Origin of the sequence: Serratia sp. JSRIV001, from assembly GCF_019968745.1 — a bacterium.
In the GTDB taxonomy this organism is placed as follows: Bacteria; Pseudomonadota; Gammaproteobacteria; order Enterobacterales; family Enterobacteriaceae; genus Chania; species Chania fonticola_B.
In genome coordinates, this window is the sequence record NZ_CP074147.1 from 2393507 (window position 1) to 2417210 (window position 23704).

Here is a 23704-nt window from a genome sequence, read left to right on the forward strand (position 1 = left end):
GTGGTTCAAGCCCATCACCTTTTACCTTGGTTATACTAGCCCAGCGGCGTATAAACTGACACCGGTAAAAGCGCGAGCAAGCTTCCTGTTGGCGGTAATTTAATCAATTCTGCGCCATGGCGAGGTACTGGCCGATTTTATCGACGTCCACGTTGCCACCGCTGACGATCACCCCGACTTTTTTGCCCCGCAGATCGATGACCTGATTCATCGCCGCTGCGGCAGCAAGGCAGCCGGTCGGTTCGACCACCATCTTCATCCGCTCCATAAAGAAACGCATTTGCTGGCACAGCTGTTGGTCGGTCACCGTCAGAATATCTTCCACATAGTGTTGAATGATCGGGAAGGTGAGATTGCCTACCTGCTGAGTCTGCGCGCCGTCGGCAATGGTTTTTGGTACCGGGATCCACACTTTTTCACCGCTGCGGAATGCCTGTTGCACATCGTTACCCGCCTCGGGTTCAACGCCAAATACCCGGCAACCTGGCGACCAGTGATGTGCCGCAATGGCGCATCCAGAGAGCAGCCCGCCGCCACCGGTACAAACCAGCAGAATATCCAACGGGCCAACTTCTTCGATCAACTCTTTTGCTGCGGTGCCTTGGCCAGCCATTACCTGCGGATAATCGTAAGGTGGGATCACCGTTAAGCCCTTTTCCGCCGCTAACCGTTGGGTGATGGCTTCCCGGTCTTCGGTTTGCCGCTGATAGATCACCACGTTAGCTCCATAGCCGCGGGTTGCCGCCAGCTTGGCGGCGGGGGCGTCATGCGGCATCACGATAGTGACGTTCACTCCAAGCTCACGGGCCGCCAGCGCCATGGCCTGCGCATGGTTACCGGATGAGAAGGCGATCACTCCGGCCTGGCGCTGAGCCGGAGTCAATTGGCTGATGGCGTTAAAGGCACCACGGAATTTAAAGGCCCCAATGCGCTGGAAATTCTCGCACTTGAAAAAGAGTTGGGCACCGGCGATCTCATCCGCCTGGCGGGAAGTCATTACTGGTGTGCGGATCGCGTGGTTTTGCAGGATTTCGGCCGCTTTGGCAATATCGGCGGCGGTGATGCAGTGGGACGTAACGGTCATGGCTACCTCATGTGGTTGGCATTGATTCGTTCAGCCTATTAATTTGCCCGTTGTAAACGGATTGTCAAACGGTTAAGCGGCTGTCAGTCGAAACAACCGTGCCATCAGGAAGGTCAAAATCCGGCATTTTCTGTAAACCCGTGCAAACATGATGAATAAAACCGGCCGGGTGGTTCCATAAAACCGGTAGAGCCTTTATTATCCTTGATCACTTTGCTTAAGCTACGGCAACAAAACGGATTTCATGTATCAACCTGTCGCGTTATTTATTGGCCTGCGTTATATGCGTGGGCGAGCCTCAGACCGCTTTGGGCGGTTTGTTTCCTGGCTATCCACCATTGGCATTACGCTGGGGGTGATGGCGCTGGTGACGGTGCTTTCAGTGATGAATGGCTTCGAGAAAGATCTCGAAAACAACATCCTGGGGCTCATGCCGCAGGCGCTGATCACCAGCAAGCAGGGTTCAATCAACCCTGAACAGCTGCCAGCCTCTGCCGTGCAAAACCTGCATGGTGTCACCCGAGTCACCCCGTTGACTACCGGCGATGTGGTGCTGCAAAGCGCTCGCAGCGTGGCCGTTGGCGTCATGTTGGGGGTTGACCCGCAGCAGCCCGATCCGCTGACGCCTTATCTGGTCAACGTTAAACAGCAACAGCTGCAGCCGGGCGAGTACAACCTGATTATCGGTGAACAGCTTGCCGGGCAGTTGGGCGTCAAGCGTGGCGATCAGCTGCGTCTGATGGTACCGAGCGCGAGCCAGTTTACCCCGATGGGCCGCATCCCAAGCCAACGTCTGTTCACCGTGATTGGCACTTTCCATGCCAATAGTGAAGTGGACGGCTATCAGCTGCTGGCGAACCAGCAAGATGCTTCACGTCTGATGCGCTACCCGGCGGGCAATATCACCGGCTGGCGTCTGTTCCTGCAACAGCCGTTGACGGTGGACACCCTTAGCCAGCAAACGCTGCCGGAAGGCACCCAGTGGAAAGACTGGCGCGAACGCAAGGGCGAGCTGTTCCAGGCGGTGCGCATGGAGAAAAACATGATGGGGCTGCTGCTTAGCCTGATCGTGGCGGTGGCGGCATTCAATATCATTACCTCGCTGGGCCTGTTGGTGATGGAGAAGCAGGGCGAAGTGGCCATTCTGCAAACCCTGGGCCTGACGCGGCGGCAGATCATGTCGGTCTTTATGGTGCAGGGGGCCAGCGCCGGGATTATCGGTTCGTTGCTGGGCACGCTGTTAGGCGTGCTGCTTGCCACCAATCTGAACAACCTGATGCCGATCCTTGGCGCGTTGATCGACGGGGCTTCTCTGCCGGTGGCGGTTGACCCTCTCCAGGTGACGATCATTGCCGTGGTGGCGATGGCGGTCTCACTGTTATCCACGCTTTACCCTTCATGGCGCGCTGCCGCCGTACAACCCGCTGAGGCTTTACGTTATGAGTAACCATCCTTTATTGCAGTGTGAGCGCCTGTGTAAAACCTATCAGGAAGGCAACCTGCATACCGACGTGCTGCGCAATGTCAGTTTTGCCATGCAACCGGGCGAGATGATGGCGATCGTCGGTAGCTCGGGTTCCGGTAAAAGTACTTTGCTGCATCTGCTGGGGGGGCTGGATTCGCCCACTTCGGGTGAGGTGATTTACAAAGGGCAGTCGTTGAACAAGCTTTCTTCCACTGCCAAAGCCGAACTGCGCAACCGCCAGCTCGGCTTTATCTATCAGTTCCATCATCTGCTGCCAGATTTCACCGCGCTGGAAAACGCCGCGATGCCGCTGCTGATCGGTGGCACGAAACCGGCGCTGGCGAAGGAAAAGGCGCTGGAGATGCTGGCGGCCGTGGGCCTGGAAAAACGTAGCAAACATCGCCCGTCCGAGCTTTCCGGCGGTGAACGTCAGCGCGTGGCGATTGCCCGTGCGTTGGTGAATAATCCTTCACTGGTGTTGGCAGATGAGCCGACCGGCAACCTGGATAAGCGCACCGCAGACAGCATCTTCGATTTGCTGGGTGAATTGAACGTACGCCAGGGCACCGCATTTTTGGTGGTCACCCACGATCTGCAACTCGCTAAACGCCTGAGCCGCCAGTTGGAAATGGCAGACGGCCATCTACAGGCGCAACTGACCCTGATGGGGGCCGAGTAATGAGCGCTTCGCCACTTTCATTGCTGATGGCGCTGCGCTTCAGCCGTGGCCGGCGGCGCGGCGGCATGGTTTCGTTGATCTCGGTGATCTCCACCATCGGCATCGCGCTGGGCGTGGCGGTGCTGATCGTCGGGCTAAGCGCGATGAACGGCTTCGAACGTGAACTGCAGAACCGTATTCTGGCGGTGGTGCCGCACGGAGAGATCGAACCGGTCAAGCAACCGTTCACCGGCTGGCCGGAGATCCTGCAACGGGTCGAAAAGGTAGCGGGCATTTTGGCTGCGGCACCCTATATCAACTTTACCGGGCTGATGGAGAATGGTGCTCAGCTACGCGCCGTGCAGGTGAAAGGGGTCGATCCTGCGCAGGAAAAACAGCTTAGCGCGCTGCCAAGTTATGTGCAGGGCGATGCCTGGGCCAATTTCAAAAGCGGTGAGCAGCAGGTGATCCTGGGCAAAGGGGTCGCCGACGCTCTGGGCGTGAAGCAGGGCTCTTACGTCACGGTGATGATCCCCAATAGCGATCCTGAGATGAAACTGTTGCAGCCGAAGCGTATTCGCCTGCATGTCACCGGTATTCTGCAACTTAGCGGTCAGCTCGATCACAGCTTGGCCATGGTGCCGTTGGCGGATGCCCAGCACTATCTGGATATGGGTGACAGTGTCACCGGGATTGCCATCAAGGTCAACGACGTGTTCGCCGCTAACAAGCTGGTGCGTGACGCCGGGGAAGTCGCCGATGCCACCGTCTATATCAAGAGCTGGATTGGCACCTACGGATTTATGTATCGCGACATTCAGATGATCCGCGCCATCATGTATTTGGCGATGGTGCTGGTGATCGGCGTGGCCTGTTTCAACATTGTTTCCACCCTGGTGATGGCGGTGAAGGACAAGAGTGGCGACATTGCCGTGCTGCGTACACTCGGGGCCAAAGACGGCTTTATCCGCGCCATCTTTGTCTGGTATGGCTTGTTGGCCGGGCTGGTAGGTAGCCTTAGCGGGGTAGTGGTTGGCGTGATTGCCTCGCTACAGTTGACCAATATCATGAAAGGCATCGAAAAGCTGATGGGCCACTCTTTCCTGTCTGGCGACATCTACTTTATCGATTTCCTGCCGTCCGAGCTGCACTGGCTGGATGTCGCTATCGTACTGGGTACGGCAATCGTGCTTAGCCTGCTGGCCAGTTGGTATCCGGCCAGACGTGCCAGCCGCATCGATCCGGCCCGCGTATTGAGCGGGCAGTAATAAAAACCTGGGGCCGGTAGCGGGCCCCATTTTTTTACCCTGAGGGCGAGTTATGTACTACGGTTTCGACATGGGCGGCACCAAGATTGAACTTGGGGTGTTCGACGCCAACCTGCAGCGTATCTGGCAAAAGCGGGTGCCGACGCCGTGTGACGACTACCGGCAACTGCTGGCGGTATTACGCGATCTCACCCATGAGGCCGATGCCGTTTGTGGTACGCAGGGGCAGGTGGGTATAGGTATTCCCGGGTTGCCAAATGAAGATGGCACCTTGTTTACCGCCAACGTCCCGGCCGCGATGGGGCAGCCGCTGCCGCGCGATCTGAGCAAGCTGATTGGCCGCGAGGTCAAGGTCGATAACGACGCAAACTGCTTCACGCTCTCGGAAGCCTGGGACGAAGAGTTCCGCCATTACCCGACGGTGCTAGGCATTATCTTGGGTACCGGTGTTGGCGGTGGTTTGATCGTTAATGGTAAAGTGGTCTCTGGGCGTAACTTTATCACCGGAGAGTTTGGCCACTTCCGTTTGCCGGTGGATGCGCTGGAGGTGCTCGGGCGTGATATTCCTCGCGTTCCCTGTGGCTGCGGCCATGACGGTTGCATCGAGAATTACATCTCGGGCCGCGGATTTGAGTGGATGTATGCGCATTTTTATCAACAACGGTTGCCAGCGCAGCAAATCATTGCGCATTATCAGGCCGGTGAGCCACAGGCCGTGGCGCACGTAGAACGATTTCTGGATGTCCTGGCCATTTGCCTGGGCAACCTGCTGACCATCATCGACCCCCACCTGGTGGTGATTGGCGGCGGCTTATCGAATTTTGCCGCAATTTATCAGGCGTTGCCCCAGCGTTTGCCCGCCCATTTGTTACGGGTAGCCAAACTGCCACGCATCGAGAAGGCACGCTATGGCGATGCTGGCGGTGTTCGTGGGGCAGCGTTCCTCAATTTGGTGGAAAGTCATAAATAAGGAGAGTTCATGCACACTCGCCATCGGTTGTGTCAGTTTCGCAAGAGTAAGCATGTACGGCATCAGCGTTTTCGCTCGCGGATATTCCAACGCGATACCATGGCGGCGGCAGAGCTGAAAAAGCCGTTTGTCGTGGTGCTGACGGGAGCAGGGATCTCTGCCGAGTCCGGCATCCGTACTTTCCGCGCTGCCGATGGGCTGTGGGAAGAGCACAAGGTAGAAGATGTCGCCACTCTGGACGGTTATCAGCGCGATCCGGCCTTGGTGCAGGAGTTTTATAATGCGCGCCGCCGGCAGCTGCAGCAGTCGGATATCGGCCCTAATGCGGCTCATCGTGCGCTGGCCGATTTGGAAGAGTGGCTGGGGGAGGAGAACTTCCTGCTGGTTACGCAGAATATCGACAACCTGCACGAGCGGGCCGGTAGCAAGCAGGTGCTGCATATGCATGGCGAGCTGCTGAAAGTGCGCTGCACCAGTTCTGGGCAGGTGGTGGAGTGGTTGGGAGACCTGAGCGTGGATGAACGCTGCCACTGCTGCCAGTTCCCTGCGCCTCTGCGGCCTCACGTGGTGTGGTTTGGTGAAATGCCGTTGGGGATGGATGAGATTTACGCCGCGTTGGCCAAGGCCGATTTCTTTATCGCGATTGGCACCTCTGGCAATGTTTATCCTGCGGCAGGCTTTGTTCACGAGGCACGGTTGGGCGGGGCTTATACCATGGAGCTGAATCTGGAGCCGAGCTTGGTGGAAAGCCAGTTCGAAGAGAAGCATTACGGCCCGGCCAGCGAGGTGGTGCCACGCTTTGTGCACAAGTTCCTGATGGGCAAGGTCGAGCGGGCGGATAAGCCTTAATCGAGCGTCGGGTTAAAAGGTGTGGGGAAATTCAATATGTTCTCCACACCTTAATCTAGGTCAGCGTCCAGCTTTTAGCTGCTGGAAGTAGGTCTCATACAGCGTACTGGTATCGCCCACATCGTTTTGCCACTCACCGTTCTCAATCACCGCATCATCCGGATACAGCGACTTGTCGTTGGCGATCTCCTTCGGCAACAGCTTTCTCGCGGCCAGATTGGGGGTAGGGTAACCGATGGTTTCCGCCACCTGCACCGCGATCTCTGGGCGCAGCAGGAAGTCGATCAGCTTCAATGCACCCTCGACGTTCTTGGCGTTAGCCGGAATGGCCAGGCTATCCATCCAGAAAATGCCGCCTTCTTTCGGCCAGACGATCTCCAATGGAGTACCGGCCTGGCGCGCGACATAGGCCGAACCGTTCCATACCATGCCCAGATCGACTTCGCCTTCCATATACGGATTACCCGGGTTATCGGAGTTAAACGCCAGCACGTTTGGCATCAGCTTCTTGAGCTCGTTATAGGCAGCCTCGATTTGTTTAGGATCGGTGGTATTGCCTGAATATCCCAGTTTGCGTAGCGCGACCTGGAATACTTCACGTGCATCATCGGTGAGCAGCACGCGGCCTTTGTATTCCGGTTTCCACAGATCGGCCCAGGCGGTTACGGTGTTGGCATCAATGGCATCCGTATTGACGCCAATGGCGGTGGCGCCCCAGATATAGGGAATGGAGTAATCGTTGTTGGGATCGAACGGCTTGTGCAACAGGTTGGGGTCGAGATCGTTAAAGTGGCTGAGTTTGCTTTTGTCGATCTTTTGCAGCATCCCTTCCTTGCTCATCTTGGCGATGAAATAGGTGGAGGGCACCACCAGATCGTACGCGCCATCCTGGTAGGTTTTCAGCTTGGCATACATGCTTTCGTTCGATTCATAGGTGGAGTAAATCACCTTGATACCGGTTTCTTTGGTGAACTGTTCCAGCAGACCCGGCGGGACATACTCGGTCCAGTTGTAGAAATAGAGCGTTTTGCCGTCGTCCGCGGCGTTTGCTGAGCCAAGGCTCAGTGCCATCATCCCGGCTGCGAGCAGATGTGACCACTTTTTCATGGTGCGGATCCTTTAGCAGTGCATGTTTTTACAGTATAGCGTGATGCGCCATACCCCAGAGAGCGGCCATTATAAGTGGCGTACCCAACGGGGTAAAGACGCTCATCCCATTGGCAAATCAGTGTTTTTGCCGATCGCGCAGCAGCAGTTGGCTGGTGAGCACCAGCGCTAGCGATAACACCAGCAGAATGGTCGCCAGGGCGTTCACTTCAGGAGATACGCCGACCTTGACCATCGAATAGATCTTCAAGGGCAAAATCTCGTAGCTCGGCCCGGTCACGAACGAAGAGACCACGACATCATCCATCGACAGCGTGAAGCTTAGCAACCAACTGGCGGCGACAGCGGGCATCGCCAACGGCAGGATGATTTTGCGCAGGATCACCATTTCGCTGGCACCCAGATCGCGTGCGGCTTCCAGCATCTTGACGTCAAAGCCCTTCAGACGCGCATAGACGGTGACCACCACAAAGGGCAGGCAGAAGGTGATATGCGAAAATAACAGCGACCAGAAGCCCAACGAGACGCCTAGCAGCATAAACAGCACCAGCAGCGAGATGGCCATGACGATATCCGGCGACATCATCACCACAAACAGCATGCCACCGACGAAGGGTTTCCCACGAAAACGATAGCGATACAATGCCACCGCCGCCAAAGAGCCGATCATGGTAGCAAAGCTGGCGGACAGCACCGCCATGGTCAGTGAATGCCCAGCGGCCTGCAACAGGCTGTCGTTGTTCATCAACATGCTGTACCAGTGGGTGGTAAAACCCCGCCAGTTGATGCCAAAGCGCGAGGTGTTAAACGAGTTAACGATCAGGATCACGATGGGAATATAGAGATAGGCGTAAATCAGGCTCATAAAGCCACCGCGCAACAGGCGTCCGATCATTCCAGCTCCCCCTTTTTGTTCAGCAGCTTGGCGGCCCGGTAATAGATCCACAGCATCAGCCCCATCACCAGCGTCAGGCAAATGCTGGTGGCGGCCCCAAACGGCCAGTCACGGATATTCAGGAACTGGCTTTTGATGACGTTACCGATCAGCAGGTTTTTGGCTCCGCCCATCAGGTCGGCCACGTAGAACAGCCCCATAGCGGGCAGCAGCACCAACAGGCAACCGGCGATAATGCCTGGCATGGTCAGCGGAATAATGATGCGGATAAAGGTTTGCAGCTTGCTGGCCCCGAGATCGCGGGCTGCCTCCAGACAGGATTTATCCAGCTTTTCCAGGCTGGAGTAGAGCGGCATCACCATAAACGGCAGCAAGATGTAGACCAGCCCCAGCACCACGGCGCCAGAGGTATACATGATGCGTAACGGGGTATCGATGATCCCGGCCCACATCAGGAACTCGTTCAGATAGCCGCGAGTGCTGAGAAACAGCTTCAGGCCATAGATACGGATCAGCGAGTTGGTCCAGAAGGGCACAATCAGCAGGAACAGCAGCAGCGGACGCAGCCTTTGCGGCAGGCGAGCCAGAATAAAGGCAAAAGGATAACCCAGCAGCAGGCAACACAAGGTGGCGATCGCCGCCATGTTCAGCGAGTGCAGCATCACCTGGCCGTATAGGGGATCAAACAGCCGGGTATAATTATCCAGAGTGAACACCATCTGCACCAGATTGGCATCGTCACGGGTGAGGAAACTGGTACCGATGATCATCAGGTTCGGTAGAAAAACAAACAGCACCAGCCAGCCGACGGTGCCGATGATCACCAGGTTTTGCAGCAAATTACGCGATTTCTTCATCGGCCAGCACTACCTCCCAGCTTGCAACCCAGGTTATCGCCATCTTCTGGTTTAACGAGTGGTCAAAGTCAGGATCGTCTTCATTGAAGAACTCGCTGACCATCACCATCTTACCGTTTTCCAGTTCAACCACCGACTCCAGCGTCATGCCTTTATAGTTGCGTTCGCGCACGTAGCCGATCAGGCCATCTATCTGCTCGCTGTCGTTCACCTCTTCGACGCGCAGATCTTCCGGGCGCAGCAGAACCTTCAGGGATTGCCCTGGCTCGACCGGGAGATCGGCGTAGATATCACATTCGCGGCCTTCCACACGAGCGCGCACCCGCTGCGGATCGATACGATGTAGCACTACCGCGTCAAAGATATTGATCTCACCGATAAAGCTGGCGACAAACAGGTTCTTGGGTTCCTCGTAGATTTCCCGTGGAGTGCCGTCCTGTTCTATTCGCCCGTCGCGCATCACCACAATCCGATCGGACATGGTCAGCGCCTCTTCCTGATCGTGCGTGACGAACACAAAGGTGATGCCCAATTGGCGCTGTAGCGCCTTCAACTCGTTCTGCATCTGCTTGCGCAGCTTGTAGTCCAGTGCCGAAAGCGACTCGTCGAGCAGTAACAGTTTAGGTTTATTCACCACGGCCCGGGCAATCGCGACCCGTTGCTGTTGCCCACCAGACAGCTGATGCGGGCGGCGCTGAGCGAACTCGTCCAATTGCACCATGCGCAGGGCTTCCTCCACGCGCGGCGTTAGCTCCGCCTCTGGGGTTTTCTGCATGCGCAGGCCAAAGGCGACATTTTCAAACACGGTCATATGGGGGAACAGGGCATAGCTTTGAAACACGGTGTTAACGTGCCGATGCTCGGCCGGAATAGCGGTGATATCTTGCCCGTCGAGCACGATCTGCCCGTGGTCGGCATTTTCCAACCCGGCAATCAACCGCAGCACGGTAGTTTTCCCGCAGCCGGAAGGGCCAAGCAGGGTCAGGAATTCACCATCGTTAATCTTTAGGTTGAGATCGCGGATGATCTCTTTGCCGTCAAAGCTTTTACTCAGGGCGTTCAGTGTAACCAAAGAGGATTGTTCAGTCATTTTAGTGTCTCTATCCCGTACGGTGGTGCAGATAGAACCGCCGCTGGAAAAGACTGCGCGAGCTTACGGGAGTGACCCGTCAGGTACTGAAGCTCAAAGCCAGCGGCGCCGATCAAAAATTTAAGAGGGCGCATGATAGACGCTGAATCCGGTAATTGAAAGCCAAACCGCCTATAAGTCATGCCCGTTGGCCGATTTTTGCGTCGGTAGTTACCCTATTAAACCATCACTTGCTTTAATGATTTGTGTTAAATCTGATTATTAATGACCTGTCTCAATATTTGATCCGGATCGGTTCCGCATAATGAAACGCGAAATTCTGAGGGCGGAACCATGGATAAACTACTAGATCGCTTTTTTAACTACGTCTCATTTGACACACAGGCTAAAGCGAACGTCAAACATGTGCCTAGTACCGAAGGGCAACTGAAGCTGGCGCGTGCGTTGCAACAGGAAATGATTGGGCTGGGGTTTGAACGGGTATCGCTAAGCGAACATGGCTGCGTGATGGGCACGCTGCCTGGCAATGTGAGCTGGCCAGTGCCGGCCATTGGCTTTATTTCTCACCTTGATACCTCACCCGATTTTTCGGGTAAGCATGTGACACCGCAGATAGTGGAAAACTATCGCGGCGGTGACATTGCCTTGGGCATCGGTGATGAAGTGTTATCGCCGGTGATGTTCCCGATCTTGCATCAGATGCTGGGGCAAACGCTGATCACCACCGACGGCAAAACGCTGTTGGGGGCCGACGATAAAGCCGGTATTGCCGAGATCTTGACCGCGATGGCGCGGCTAAAGCAGCAAAAAATTCCTCACGGCGATATCCGCGTGGCGTTCACGCCGGATGAAGAGGTGGGCAAAGGGGCGCATTTCTTTGATGTTGCTGCGTTCGATGCCGAGTGGGCCTACACCGTCGATGGTGGTGGGGTGGGCGAACTGGAGTTTGAAAACTTCAATGCAGCAGCGGTGACGGTCAAAATCGTCGGCAATAACGTCCATCCAGGCAGTGCCAAAGGGGTGATGGTGAACGCGCTGTCGTTGGCAACCCGTTTCCAACAGGAGCTACCGGCCGAGGAAACACCGGAGCATACCGAGGGGTATCAGGGTTTTTACCATCTCAACAGCATCAAGGGAAACGTTGAACGTGCCGAGATGCACTACATCTTGCGGGATTTTGAGCGTGAAGGCTTTGAGGCTCGCAAGCGCAAGATGATTGCAGTTGCGCAAAAGGTTGGCCGTGGGTTACCACGGGATTGCTACATTGAGGTGGCGATCGAAGATAATTACTACAACATGCGTGAGCAGGTGGCCGAGCATCCTCATGTGATCGAGCTGGCACAGCAGGCGATGCGGGACTGCGATATTGAGCCGGTGATGAAGCCGATCCGCGGTGGTACCGATGGCGCGCAGCTATCCTTCAAGGGGCTGCCTTGTCCAAACCTGTTTACCGGTGGCTATAACTTCCATGGCAAACATGAGTTTATTACGCTGGAAGGGATGGAGCAGGCGGTTGCGGTGATCATGCGCATTGCCACTCTGAGTGCCGAGCGCGCTAAACGGTAGTTTTTTGCGTTAATAGATTGAGTGAGGGGGCCAGTTTGCCCCCCACTCATTATGATTAGTCGTTAAAATACCAGTAACCGCTGTTAATCAACGCCGTCAGCAGGGCCAGGAACGATGGGTCGTCCACCGCGTCGCCCAGCAAGGCGGCATCAACGCTGGCGTGCTGGCACAGGGCATCGGCGGCTTGCAGATGTTCGGTGTCGATTAGCTCACCGTTGACAAAGCATTGGTCGCCAACGCGCAGCACGCGCAACCCACCCAAACGTTGTAATGGCTCACCCTGTTGCAGCAGCTCATAGATTTCACCGGCCTGATAAGGCGGCTCTGGCGGCGCGATGTCCAGCTCGTGACGCGACTGAGAAATAAACTCGCCAAACCAGTTCTGGAAGTGCTCCGGTTGCTGCACCAGCTCCAGGATCATCCCACGCAGCGCATCGACCTCATGGGGGAGAACCATCGCCGGATGATCGCGCAGCGCGATATCCGGATCGGAGTAACGTTTGCTGCCTAACTCGCGCGCGAGCACATAGTCGGCATAGCCACTCACCATCTCGCGGCCATTCGGTGCGCGGAAGCCGACGGAATAGTTGAGCGAATTTTCCAGCGAGTAGCCTTCGTGCGGTAATCCCGGTGGGATATACAGAATATCGCCAGGCTCCATCTCTTCGTCAATGATGGCGTCGAACGGCTCAACCTGTAACAGGTCAGGGTGCGGGCAGTGCTGCTTCATCGGCACTTTTTCGCCCACGCGCCAACGGCGGCGGCCAGTACCCTGGATGATGAACACGTCGTATTGATCGAGATGCGGGCCAACGCCGCCGCCCGGCACCGAGAACGAAATCATCAGATCGTCCATGCGCCAGTCTGGCAGCTTACGGAACGGTTGCATCAGCGCACTGGAAGGCTGATGCCAGTGATCTACGGCCTGCACCAGCAATGACCAGTTGTTCTCGCCCAGATGGTCGAAACTTTCAAACGGGCCGTGGCCAACCTGCCAGCGACCTTCCTGATGGCTCACCAGGCGGCTGTCCACCTCGTTTTCCATAGCCAACCCGGCCAGCTCATCCGGGGAAATCGGATCGATAAAGTTGTTAAAACCACGCTTGATAATTACCGGACGCTTTTGCCAATAGCGTTGCAAAAAGTCGTTCCAGTCGAGATCTAATTGGTAATCCATGTTCTATTCCAGGATAGAGTGAGCCTGCAGGGATTATAACGGAAGTTAGGCCCCGTGGATCGGGGCCTGAGCGAGAGAATTTAATCGTGATGGTGGGAGTCGTGCTGGCGGGAGAAGGTGACCTCCATCCGTGCTCCACCCAGCGGGCTGTCGCTGATGGTAATTTGGCCGTCATATTGCTCGATGATCTCGGCGGCGACCGACAGGCCAATCCCCTGGCCGGGGCGCAGAGTATCGACGCGTTGGCCGCGTTGGAAGATCAGCTCACGCTTGCTTTCGGGGATGCCGGGGCCGTCGTCATCAATGACGATCGTCAGGTATTTGTCCGAGTGCAGCGAGGTGATCTCCACAAACTCAAGGCAATATTTACAGGCGTTCTCCAGCACGTTGCCCATCACCTCCATAAAGTCGTTTTTCTCGCCCACAAAGGTGACTTCTGGTGAGATATCGAGAGTGATGACTACCCCTTTACGCTGATAGACCTTGTTCAGTGCCACGCTCAGGCTGTCGAGCAGGGCAGAAACCGAATGGATCTCGCGGGTCAGCACGGTTTGACCAGAGTTGATGCTGGCCCGATGCAGGTAATAACCAATCTGTTGCGAGATACGGCTAATCTGCTCGAGCATGATCGGCTCGACCTCTTCGATGGTGGTCTGCTTGCTGGAACGCAGCGAGCGCAGGGTGGTCTGCAATACCGCCAGCGGGGTTTTCAGGCTGTGGGTGAGATCGGACAGCGTTGTACGGTATTTTGTGTAGCGCTGGCGCTCGTTGCGCACCAGGATATTCAGGTTCCGTACCAAGCCACGTAGTTCACTGGGGGGATTTTCATCCAGTTGCTCGCGCTCGCCGTTTTCCAATTCACCCACCTGGGTTATCAGCGCCTTGATCGGCCGCAAACTCCAATACGCAGCTAGCCAGAGCAGAGGTACGACCAGTAGCAGATTGGCCAGCAGAACGTAGCTGAACCATTCCCACACCACGTCCGAGCGTTGCAGCTCCTGCGGAATGCTGTCGACCACCACGATGCTCAAGGCGGGCAGGCGTGGGGTGGCGGCATAGGTATTGACGGCCACCGAGTGGGTTAACGCCTCATGGTCGGTATCGTCATAGTCTTTCAGCTGATCCTGGGCTTTGGGATTGTCGCCCAGCACTTCGCTACTGATGCGGGTATCGGTGTCTATCTCATAGAAACCGGACTCTTCCAGCCACTCTTTCTGGATCCGTTTTTCCAGCTCCGGCACCGAGCGCTGGCTCCACAACAGGTTGCCTTTTTCGTCGTAGATAAACACCAGCGTTGGGGAGTTGAGATCGAGATCGGGCGGGATGGCAATGGTCAACTTCTGGTCTTTCCACTGCGCCAGGCTGAAGAACAGGTTGCTCTCACCGCGCAGCAGGCGGAAGGCGGTTTTATCAAAGCTGACGATATAGCCGACGACCGCAACCAGCCCGTAGGACAGCGACAGCGCCAGGATCACCCCGGCGGTGGCCATCAGAAAGCGGGCGCGCAGTGAGAAAGGCTTTTTATCTCTGTTGAACATTATGCTCACTTGGCATCGAAACGGTAGCCCTGACCACGTACGGTGGTGATCACTTCCTGTGGGTATTCGGCCTGTAGTTTTTTACGCAGGCGGCCCATTAATACGTCGATGGTGTGGCTTTCGCGCAGTTCGGCATCCGGGTAGAGTTGCAACATCAATGAATCTTTACTGACCACTTTACCCGCGTTACGGATCAACGTTTCGATAATGGTGTACTCAAAGGCCGTCAGTTTGATTTGCTGTTCGTTGACGCTCAGCTCACGGCGTGAGAGGTCGATCTGGAACGGTGGCAGTACGATCACCTGTGAAGCCAGGCCGCTATTGCGGCGCATCAAGGCCTGCATGCGGGCAATCACTTCTTCCAGGTGGAAGGGCTTGGTGACGTAATCATCGGCACCGGCTTCCAGCACCGCCACCTTATCCTGCCAGCTTTCACGGGCGGTCAGTACCAGGATCGGCAACTTCATCTGGTTGGCACGCCAACGGCGGATCAGGCTCAGGCCATCTTCACCCGGCAACCCGAGATCGACAATGGCGATATCAGGCGCATGTTCCTGCAGAAAATAGTCAGCTTCTTTGGCATCTTCTGCGGCATCAACCTGATGCCCCATTTCACGCATTTGCACACTAAGATGGTGGCGCAATAGGCCATTGTCTTCAACAACCAGTACTCGCATGGTACAGACTCCTGTTGTTTAGGCGGGTGCAACTCCAGGCACCCACACTGAAAAGGTTACACGCTGTTGGCCACGTTGTGGTAACGCGCATTAGCTGACCATTCCCTGATCGTTTAATTCTGTCATCCATTGATTATCGGCAATGGCTGATAAACGCAGGATAAACAGCGCAGTGCCAAAGGTAAACAAAACTTAAACAAAGCTGACTGCCTGAAGTGTGAGCAGGATCGCTGCAAAGGATTAAAGGTATCATTAAGGTATTATATAGGTATCGTGATGATACTAATACCAGGAACCCTACACCGCTTTCCCGAGCCGATGCCGGGAAGGTAGCCAGCAAGGATACATAATAATGAAACGTCCTCATCTGAAGCTGTCTGTCATGATGTTTATCGAGTGGTTTATCTGGGGAGCGTGGTTTGTTCCCCTATGGCAATACCTCAACAAGCTGGGTTTTACGCCGGGTGAAATTGCCTGGTCGTACAGCAGTACGGCGATTGCGGCAATCCTCTCGCCGGTGCTGGTTGGTGTTATTGCCGATCGCTACTTCGCCGCGCAAAAAGTCTTGGGTTGGTTGCATCTGGCTGGCGGGGTGCTGATGTTTATCATCGCCTGGCAAACCACCTTTGCCACCTTCTTCCCGCTGCTGGTGATTTATGCCATCACCTATATGCCGACCGTGGCGCTGACCAACAGCATCGCCTTTGCCAACATTACCGATACCGAAAAAGAGTTCCCGCGCATCCGAGTACTGGGCACCTTGGGTTGGATTGCCTCCGGTCTGGTGGTGGGCTTTATGCTGCCGCCGCTGCTGGGGTTAGGCAATATTTCCGATAGCAACCTGCCGTTAATCATTACCGGTGTGGCCTCGATCGCGCTCGGTTTGTACAGCTTTGTGCTGCCCAATACGCCAGCCAAAGGCTCTGGCCCGGTGGATATCAAGGCGTTGCTGGGCCTGAATGCGCTTGGCCTGCTGAAGGACCGATCATTTGCTACCTTCGCCCTGTGCTCGTTTCTGTTCTGTATGCCGTTGGCGTTTTACTACCAGTTTGCCAATGGCTATCTGACGCAGGTTGGGCTGCCAAATGCCACCGGCTGGATGACGCTGGGGCAGGTTTCGGAAATCTTCGCCATGCTGGCGCTACCGTTGCTGCTCAAGCGTTACGGCATCAAAAAGGTGCTGCTGCTGGGATTTGTGACCGCAGCAATCCGCTATGTATTCTTTATCTACGGCGGCACCGCCGACGTCTGGGCCTACAGCATGCTGTTCCTGGGCATTTTGCTGCACGGCGTCAGCTACGATTTCTATTTCGTGACCGGCTATATCTACGTCGACAAAAAAGCGCCGCCGCATATGCGTACCGCCGCTCAAGGCCTGATCACCCTGATTTGCCAAGGGTTGGGCAGCTTTATCGGTAACTGGCTCGGGGGCCGTGCAATGACCACTTTCGCCCTCGAACAGCCGCGAGACGGTATGACGTTTGACTGGTTCGCCGTGTGGGGCGTTGGTGCGGTGATGGTGGTGGGCGTCATGCTGCTGTTCCTGCTGTTCTTCCGTGAACGCAGCGACAACATCACCCCGATTGACGTAGCACGGTCTTAATTCGTTGCGCCGGGCGTGTTGCCCGGCAAGGTAAAAATTCAGGAGAAAAAGATGAAGCAGTTAACCCAGGAACAACGCGTGGTGGGCGCACTTTATGGCCAAATGCTGGGCGACGCGCTCGGCATGCCTTCCGAGCTGTGGCCGCGTGAGCGGGTTAAGCGCCACTTTGGCTGGATCGACCGCTTCCTCGACGGCCCGGCAGAGAACAGCGCCGCCTGCTATTTCACGGCAGCGCAGTATACCGATGATACCTCGATGGCTCTGGCGCTTGCCGACGCGTTGATCGAGGCCGATGGTGAAGTGGTTCCGGAGTTGATTGCCCGCAACGTGATCCGCTGGGTCGATAGTTTTGACGCCTTCAACAAAAACATCCTTGGTCCGAGTTCCAAACTGGCACTGGGGGAGCAGAAGAAGGGCACGCCGATTAGCGATTTGGAAAACAACGGTGTGACCAACGGCGCGGCGATGCGGGTTTCCCCGTTGGGTTGTGTGCTGCCTTCTGCGCCGTTGGAGCAGTTTTGCCAGCAGGTTTGGCTGGCCTCCAGCCCGACGCATAAATCCGATATCGCGGTTGCCGGTGCGGTGGTGATTGCCTGGGCAGTTGCCAAGGCGGTCGAAGGGGCCAGTTGGGCAGAGATCCGTCTGGCATTGCCGGGAGTGGCAGATTACGCTCAGCGCCGCCAGAGCACCACCTTCAGCGCTTCTTTAGCGGCGCGTATCGAACTGGCCTTCCAGGTAGTCGAACAGGCTGGCGGTACCGAGCAGGCCTCAGAACGGGTCTACCAGCTGGTTGGCGCAGGGGTCAGTACCATAGAATCCGTGCCGGCCGCGTTGGCGATGGTCGAACTGGCGCAAACCGACCCTACCCGCTGTGCGATCCTGTGCGCCAACCTGGGCGGTGATACCGACACCATTGGCGCGATGGCAACGGCGATCTGCGGTGCCCTGAACGGTATCGACGCGTTTGACATGGCTATGTTGGCAGAATTAAAGCGGGTGAATCCGCTGGATATCAACCACTACGCGCAGGCCTTTCTCCGTTTCCGCCAGCGCTGGCAGGAGGGCTCATGAGTAACGAAAGACGCGAGTTATTGCAGACGCTGACCCAAGGCGGCTGGCATCAGCAGTGCCCGGTGACGGTGCTTGGCGCAGCGGTGATGGATATGGTGGTGAGCGCCGATGCCTTGCCAGTGCGCGGTGGCGACGTGTCGGCCCAGATGCAGGGGCTGCATTTAGGGGGCTGCGCGCTGAATATCGCCGTGGCTCTGCGCCAGTTGGGCATTACCAGCCGCAATCTGCTGCCGGTGGGAGAAGGCGTGTGGGCAGAGCGTTTGCGTAACGAGATGGTGCAGCGCGGCGTGAGTTCCGATCTGCAAGTGGGTGGTGAGGATAACGGCTGGTGTTTGGCGCTGGTCGAGCCGGACGGAGAGCGTACCTTTATCTCTATCGATGGCATTGAGAACCAGTGGCAGCCTGAGTGGTTGGCAGACGCGACGCCACAAAGCGGGCTGGTTTACCTTTCCGGTTATCAACTGGGTGCCCGGCAGGGCCACGTGCTGGTGGATTGGCTGTTACGCCTGCCCGAACAGGTGCGGGTGGTGCTGGATATTGGCCCGCGCATTGACGTGATGGCGCAGAGCCTGTTGCAACGCCTGATCCGCCCTGGGGTGATCCTGACGCTAAACCAGCGTGAAGCTCAGCACCTTGGCATGCAGGAAGATATTGCCGGTTTTTGCCAGCGGTTATGGTCAACCACCGGGCAACTGGTGGTTGTGCGCTGCGGCGGGGAAGGCGGATATTACTTTGCCGGGCCGGACGATCAAGGCTGGATCGCCGCTCGTCAGGTCAAAGTGGTAGACAGCATTGGTGCTGGCGATAGCCACAGCGCCGGTTTGCTAGCCGGGCTGGCACTGGGCCTGACCGCCCGCCAAAGCATGACGCTAGCCAATAGCATCGCCGGTTACGTGGTATCGCAGGCCGGTGGGGATTGTGCGCCAACCCTGGCCCAGCTCCTGGCCAGCGAGGAACTCAATCCTCGCTGATAAACTCGTACATGTCGCTGCGGCAGAAGCTTTCGCTGTATTCGATCGGTTTTTTCCGGTTGTCGAACAGCGTTTGCTTGATGATCAGCAGCGGCATAGGTTCTTTTAACTGCAGCGCTTGCAGGGTTTCACCGTCGCTCATGGCGGCGCTGACCTGGCTACGCAGCGATCCCAACTCCACGTTGTTCAAACGGAAGTAGTCATACAGAGAAACGCCAATATCATCAACGTTGGCTATCGCCTCCGCCACCACATAAGACACCGCCACCGACATGGGGCGCTGATCGATAAAGTGAATACGTTTGAGTTTGTACACTGGCGTATGCTCGGCCAGCGACAACTTCTCGGCCAGTGTGCTATCCGCCGGGATTTGCTCACGGCTGATCCACATGGTGTCCGGTTTACGGCCTTGCAGCATCACTTCGCGTGAAAAGCCTTTCACATCCGCCAACGAATAGGCCAGTTTAGGTTGAGCCACGGTATTTTGAATGAAGGTGCCATAGCCCCGCGAGCGGCCGATAATGCCGTCCTGCTCCAGGCAGGCAAGGGCTTTGCGTACCGTAATGCGCGAGATCCCCAGCCGTTCGGTGAAATGGCGCTCACTGGGCAGAAAATCCCCCTGGCTCAATACGCCAAGCTCAATGGCCTGCCGTACCGATTCGTTAAAGCGCAGGTAGAGCGGCATAGCGCCAGCGCTGGTCAGATCTTGTTGCAGTTTGTCCAGCAGGCGCTGGTTGGGATCCGTGCTCATAGTCGACCGAAATCCTGTAGCCTCAATGCGATAGCTTATTTAAGGTGATTTCGCCGGGCGGTGCAACCGTGCACGGTGAGATCGGTGGAAATGGTTGGGCCTGGCAGACCAGGCCCGTTGTGGTATTTACTACTGAGAAGGTTTGGTGGCGCTGCTCTCCCGTATTTCTTTGACCTGATCGGCGGTGACTGGAGCGGCGTTATTCCCCCAACTTGTGCGTACAAAAGTGGCTATCTGGGCCACCTGCTGGTCGCTCAGACGCCAGCCAAAGTCCGGCATGGTTAGCCCGGTAGGGGCGTCTAAAGTCATCGGCGTACGTGAACCATGCAGAATGATGCTGATCACCGAAGCAGGGTCTTCCGCCAGCAACGCCGGATTATGGGCCAACTGTGGGAAGGTATTGCGATAGCCCTGGCCATCGCTGCGGTGGCAGGCGGCGCAGTTGTCCAGATAAGCCTGCCCGCCTGGGTTGCCTTGGTCGGTGCTGTAGAGTGCCAGCGGCTGGTTGGCCGTTGGCGTTTTCTGCTCATCCCCCGCAGGTAGCGATTTCAGATAGGCGGCGATCGCCTGCAAATCCTCGTCGCTCAGGTGCTGAGTGCTGTCTTGTACCACGTCTACCATGGAGCCAAAGGCGGCAAATCTGTCGCTGTGGCCGGTTTTCAGGAAACGAGTCAGATCTGCCGCGTTCCAACTACCCAACCCGCTGATTGCATCGCCACGCAGGCTGGCGGCGTGCCAACCCTCCAGCGTCCCGCCGCTCAGATAGTCGTCATCCGTCTGGTTCAGCGCCTTCTCCTGGAAGCCAGTGCCGCGTGGCGTATGGCAACTGCCGCAGTGGCCCAATCCTTGTACCAGATAGGCCCCACGGTTCCATTGTGCGCTTTGGTTAGCGTCTGGCTGATAGGCGCCATCCTCGCGGAATATGCCGTCCCACATCGCCAACGGCCAGCGCATATTCAGCGGCCATGGGATATCGCTAGCCTTGTTCTGCTGCACCACCGGCGTTACCCGTCGGGTGAAGTAGAGATACAGATCGCGTATATCCTCATCATTGATTTTGGCGAAAGAGGGATAGGGCATGGCCGGGTAGAGCCGAGTGCCATCGCGCCTAATGCCTTTACGCAGGGCGTCGGCAAACTCCTGTAGATCGTAGGCACCGATCCCGGTGGTTTTGTCTGGGGTGATATTGGTGGAATAGATCGCACCAACCGGGGTGGTCATCTTCAGCCCACCGGCGAACGCCATGCCACCTGGCGCGGTATGGCAGGCGGCACAGTCACCGGCGCGGGCCAGATATTCGCCATGAGCGATTTGCCCGACCTGGTGGGTATCCTCGGCGGCCAGAGCGCTGGCGCTTAATACCAGCAAGGCCAGCAGCGAGGGGGGTAATCCTTTCATCGTCTTCTCCTTGCGTATCAGGCCTGAACCAACGGGCCGGGGTTGTTCAGATACTGATTACGGATCGCTTCTGCTGAATAATAGGCCAGCGCACCGACGATCCCGGTGGGGTTATAAGCCAGGTTCTGCGGGAAGGCGCAGGCGCCGGTGACAAACACGTTGGGCACGTCCCAGCATTGCAGATACTTGTTCACCACGCTGGTTTTTGGGTTGTCGCCGGTGATTGCCCCGCCGGTAGTGTGGGTGGATTGATACGGGCGCACGTCATAGTGCGAACCGCTGCCCATCACCGAAATCGCCATCTGCTTCGGCTCCATGGCTTTGGCGATGTTCGCCATCTTGCTGGTAATGTGCTGGGTCATCTTGATCTCGTTAGCCTTCCAGTCGAAGGTCATGCGCAGCAGCGGTAGCCCATAGGCATCCCGATAGGTGGGATCGAGATCGAGATAGCAGTCGCGATAGGGCATCACTGAGCCTTCAGAGCCAATGCTCATCGAGTGCTGATAATTATCTTTGATACCTTGTTTCCAGCCACTGCCCCAGGTGGGGGTCCCCGACGGTAACGACATCTGTTGGATCGGGCGGCCACCGGTGCGGGTGGCGGAAATATAGGCGCCGCCGATAAAGCCCAGCGCGCCGTGATCGAAGTTTTCCGAGTTGAGATCGTCGATCACCGTGCCCGCGGCTCCGGCTCCGATAAACGGGTTGAAGTGGGTGTCCTTATCGTAAAACAGCGAAATGCCGCTGTTCATCTGATAGGCGTAGTTCTTGCCGACAACTCCTTCGCCGGTGACGGGGTCATAAGGTTTACCGATGCCGGAGAGCAACAACAGACGCACGTTGTGCAGTTGGAAGGCGCTGAGGATCACCAGATCCGCCGGTTGTTCAATCTGTTGGCCCTGGGCATCGACATAGGTGACGCCGGTGGCCTTTTTGCCACTGCTGTCCAAATTGACCTTGATGACCTGCGACTGAGTGCGCAATTCAAAGTTTTTCCGCTTCATCAGCACCGGCAGAATGGTGGTCTGTGGTGAGGCCTTGGAATACATAAAGCAGCCGAAGCGCTCACAGTAACCGCAGTAGTTACAGGGGCCGAGTTGCACGCCGTAGGGATTGGTATAAGGCTCCGAGCAGTTGGCTGCTGGAATGCTGAACGGGTGATAGCCGAGCGACTCGGCCGCCTTGCCAAACAGCGAACCGGAATAGAGCTGCTTGAGGGGTGCAGTGGGATATTCGCTGGTGCGTGGCCCTTCGAACGGGTTGCCGCCTTTGATGATGTTGCCTTGCAGGTTACCGGCCTTGCCTGCGGTGCCACAGACCTTCTCGAACTTATCGAAGTAAGGCTCCAGCTCGGTGTAACTGAGAGGGTAATCCTGCAACAACATGCCTTCGGGCACCCATTTGTCGCCATACTTTTCTGTCACCGTCGTACGCATTTTCAGATCGGCGGGCAGGGCGCGCCAGTGCATGCCGTTCCAGTGGACGCCTGCACCGCCAACGCCGTTGCCGGGCAAAAAGGATCCAAGCTGACGATAAGGCACGGCGAAATCCGCTGGCGTGTGGCGCACGGTGACGGTCTCGTGCGCCATCTCCTGCTCCAGTTTCAGACGGATGCCATAGGTCAATTCGTCGGCAATCCGTGGATAGGCAAAATCAGGGTAAGTATCGCGCTGCTCACCGCGCTCCAGTGCCAATACGCTCAGGCCGGTTTCGGTCAGTTCCATGCCCATAATGGCACCGGTCCAGCCAAATCCGACAATCACCACGTCTACCGGTGGCTTTTTTATCGTGCTCATTTATGCATTCCTTTTGCTGGAGATACTTACCGGGCCAAGGGGATAGGCCTGATTAGGATGATCGACCCAGTCGGTGTAATCCGCCCGCGCACCAGGGAAACCGATCAGTTTCCATGAGGCCATCGACTGGTTACCGCCGTGCTGCGGATCGGCCAGATAACCCTCTTTGGTGTTTTGCAGCAGTTGGCTGAAAAAGGCTTGACCGGGCAGGGCTTCGGAATCCAGCTCACCTTTCTCCAGCGCCGTCAGGATTTGTTCTTGCTGGCAATGTTCCAAGTCTGCAAAGGCTTTCTGGTACTGCTGCTGGCAGTGCGCATTGAGGCCTCGAATGCCAATACGGTAGGTATCACGCGGCGTCAGTTTGGACTGATAACCCAGTTCGGGGGCCGAAGGGACAAACGGCGGGTGCATATACCACAGGCCACCGTGGCCATAAGGCGTTTCCATCTGCTTATCGATAAAAATCGGCACGCCTTCTTCGACGGCACCGGGGCCATTGCTATCGCTGGGGATCAGTCGATCACAAGCCGCCAGCAGGAAGCGCCATTCCTCGTTATTGAAATAAGCGGGAACATAGTGAGAGGAGACACCCGCCGCCGAGGCTGGCATGGGCGTCATCGTCAGAACGCCGGTACCTCCAGCGGCTGCCAGCGGTATTAGTGCTAGCGTTTTCTTTAGAAAGTTCCGCCGAGGCGGTTCTGGAGAGTGCTGTCGAGACATAATTCCACCTTGAATATGTTTCACAGAAATGCCCGCGTGGCCGCAGTCTTGGGCCGTAAAAACGGGCAGAGGGAGTTGCTATTCCATGACCAATAATGATTAGCAAGCTACTGGTATGGTGATTCAAGTTTAAGTCTTGGCAGCTAAAACAAACAATAAAGCATCTGTTTCAAAACATTTTCTTCACATTGTT

General features: G+C 56.5%; 21 protein-coding genes. 9 read left to right on the plus strand and 12 right to left on the minus strand.

All coding sequences use genetic code 11. From position 1 onward, the window contains the following. Window positions 1-103: 103 nt before the first annotated feature. On the minus strand, window positions 104-1084 hold the full coding sequence (locus KGP17_RS10840; RefSeq protein ID WP_223499286.1) for a threo-3-hydroxy-L-aspartate ammonia-lyase: 981 nt from the start codon (window positions 1082-1084) through the stop codon (window positions 104-106). Window positions 1085-1328: 244 nt separating this feature from the next. Here KGP17_RS10840 and lolC point away from each other — a divergent pair, with 244 nt between their 5' ends. From lolC to cobB, 5 genes are read left to right on the plus strand one after another with little or no spacing between them, the layout of a single operon-like run. Next, the gene (gene lolC / locus KGP17_RS10845; protein ID WP_094981845.1) at window positions 1329-2531 is read left to right on the plus strand and encodes a lipoprotein-releasing ABC transporter permease subunit LolC; all 1203 of its coding nucleotides are present in this window, start codon (window positions 1329-1331) and stop codon (window positions 2529-2531) included. Further along, window positions 2524-3228, plus strand: a complete 705-nt coding sequence (gene lolD / locus KGP17_RS10850) for a lipoprotein-releasing ABC transporter ATP-binding protein LolD (protein ID WP_021178283.1) — start codon at window positions 2524-2526, stop codon at window positions 3226-3228. Before lolC ends, lolD begins: the two co-directional genes overlap by 8 nt. Next, window positions 3228-4475 carry a lipoprotein-releasing ABC transporter permease subunit LolE gene (gene lolE, locus KGP17_RS10855; RefSeq protein ID WP_223499287.1) on the plus strand — a complete coding sequence of 416 codons (1248 nt, stop codon included), beginning with the start codon at window positions 3228-3230 and terminating at the stop codon, window positions 4473-4475. The genes lolD and lolE overlap by 1 nt, the downstream gene beginning before the upstream one ends. A 52-nt stretch (window positions 4476-4527) precedes the next feature. Further along, window positions 4528-5445 carry an N-acetylglucosamine kinase gene (nagK, locus tag KGP17_RS10860; protein WP_223499288.1) on the plus strand — a complete coding sequence of 306 codons (918 nt, stop codon included), beginning with the start codon at window positions 4528-4530 and terminating at the stop codon, window positions 5443-5445. A 9-nt stretch (window positions 5446-5454) separates the two neighbouring features. After that, window positions 5455-6294: a Sir2 family NAD+-dependent deacetylase gene (gene cobB, locus KGP17_RS10865; protein WP_021804695.1), complete on the plus strand. Its 840-nt coding sequence runs from the start codon at window positions 5455-5457 to the stop codon at window positions 6292-6294. Between the two features lie 60 nt (window positions 6295-6354). Here cobB and potD read toward each other — a convergent pair whose 3' ends face one another. The 4 genes from potD to potA form a co-directional block, all read right to left on the minus strand. Next, window positions 6355-7401 (minus strand): spermidine/putrescine ABC transporter substrate-binding protein PotD, encoded by a 1047-nt coding sequence (potD, locus tag KGP17_RS10870; protein WP_059200569.1) that lies wholly within the window; start codon window positions 7399-7401, stop codon window positions 6355-6357. 118 nt (window positions 7402-7519) lie between these two features. Then, the gene (gene potC, locus KGP17_RS10875; protein WP_021804693.1) at window positions 7520-8296 is read right to left on the minus strand and encodes a spermidine/putrescine ABC transporter permease PotC; all 777 of its coding nucleotides are present in this window, start codon (window positions 8294-8296) and stop codon (window positions 7520-7522) included. Next, entirely contained in the window at window positions 8293-9153 is an 861-nt protein-coding gene (potB, locus tag KGP17_RS10880) for a spermidine/putrescine ABC transporter permease PotB (RefSeq protein WP_021804692.1), read from the minus strand. The genes potC and potB overlap by 4 nt, the downstream gene beginning before the upstream one ends. After that, window positions 9137-10243: a spermidine/putrescine ABC transporter ATP-binding protein PotA gene (potA, locus tag KGP17_RS10885; protein WP_059200571.1), complete on the minus strand. Its 1107-nt coding sequence runs from the start codon at window positions 10241-10243 to the stop codon at window positions 9137-9139. The genes potB and potA overlap by 17 nt, the downstream gene beginning before the upstream one ends. A gap of 333 nt (window positions 10244-10576) precedes the next feature. Between potA and pepT the strand changes: the two genes are divergently transcribed. Continuing rightward, on the plus strand, window positions 10577-11809 hold the full coding sequence (gene pepT / locus KGP17_RS10890) for a peptidase T (protein ID WP_223499289.1): 1233 nt from the start codon (window positions 10577-10579) through the stop codon (window positions 11807-11809). Between the two features lie 55 nt (window positions 11810-11864). Here the strand turns inward: pepT and KGP17_RS10895 are convergent, their stop codons facing one another. The 3 genes from KGP17_RS10895 to phoP form a co-directional block, all read right to left on the minus strand. Beyond that, window positions 11865-12986, minus strand: a complete 1122-nt coding sequence (locus KGP17_RS10895; protein WP_223499290.1) for a cupin domain-containing protein — start codon at window positions 12984-12986, stop codon at window positions 11865-11867. Between the two features lie 80 nt (window positions 12987-13066). After that, window positions 13067-14524 carry a two-component system sensor histidine kinase PhoQ gene (gene phoQ / locus KGP17_RS10900; protein ID WP_223499291.1) on the minus strand — a complete coding sequence of 486 codons (1458 nt, stop codon included), beginning with the start codon at window positions 14522-14524 and terminating at the stop codon, window positions 13067-13069. A 5-nt stretch (window positions 14525-14529) separates the two neighbouring features. Further along, entirely contained in the window at window positions 14530-15201 is a 672-nt protein-coding gene (gene phoP / locus KGP17_RS10905; RefSeq protein WP_021804688.1) for a two-component system response regulator PhoP, read from the minus strand. Between the two features lie 352 nt (window positions 15202-15553). Here phoP and KGP17_RS10910 point away from each other — a divergent pair, with 352 nt between their 5' ends. From KGP17_RS10910 to KGP17_RS10920, 3 genes are read left to right on the plus strand one after another with little or no spacing between them, the layout of a single operon-like run. Next, entirely contained in the window at window positions 15554-16804 is a 1251-nt protein-coding gene (locus tag KGP17_RS10910) for a nucleoside permease (RefSeq protein WP_059200572.1), read from the plus strand. Between the two features lie 51 nt (window positions 16805-16855). Further along, window positions 16856-17875, plus strand: coding sequence for an ADP-ribosylglycohydrolase family protein (locus tag KGP17_RS10915; RefSeq protein WP_094981840.1), 1020 nt, complete (start codon window positions 16856-16858; stop codon window positions 17873-17875). Beyond that, window positions 17872-18846, plus strand: coding sequence for a PfkB family carbohydrate kinase (locus tag KGP17_RS10920; RefSeq protein ID WP_223499292.1), 975 nt, complete (start codon window positions 17872-17874; stop codon window positions 18844-18846). Before KGP17_RS10915 ends, KGP17_RS10920 begins: the two co-directional genes overlap by 4 nt. Here the strand turns inward: KGP17_RS10920 and KGP17_RS10925 are convergent. The 4 genes from KGP17_RS10925 to KGP17_RS10940 all read right to left on the minus strand — a co-directional run bounded on the left by KGP17_RS10925 (window position 18833) and on the right by KGP17_RS10940 (window position 23511). Then, window positions 18833-19597, minus strand: coding sequence for a GntR family transcriptional regulator (locus tag KGP17_RS10925; protein ID WP_209527567.1), 765 nt, complete (start codon window positions 19595-19597; stop codon window positions 18833-18835). The genes KGP17_RS10920 and KGP17_RS10925 overlap by 14 nt on opposite strands. Before the next feature lie 129 nt (window positions 19598-19726). Further along, window positions 19727-20995: a cytochrome c gene (locus tag KGP17_RS10930; RefSeq protein ID WP_223499293.1), complete on the minus strand. Its 1269-nt coding sequence runs from the start codon at window positions 20993-20995 to the stop codon at window positions 19727-19729. A 17-nt stretch (window positions 20996-21012) separates the two neighbouring features. After that, window positions 21013-22791: a GMC family oxidoreductase gene (locus KGP17_RS10935; protein WP_223499294.1), complete on the minus strand. Its 1779-nt coding sequence runs from the start codon at window positions 22789-22791 to the stop codon at window positions 21013-21015. Then, window positions 22792-23511 carry a gluconate 2-dehydrogenase subunit 3 family protein gene (locus KGP17_RS10940; protein ID WP_223499295.1) on the minus strand — a complete coding sequence of 240 codons (720 nt, stop codon included), beginning with the start codon at window positions 23509-23511 and terminating at the stop codon, window positions 22792-22794. Window positions 23512-23704: the final 193 nt, after the last annotated feature.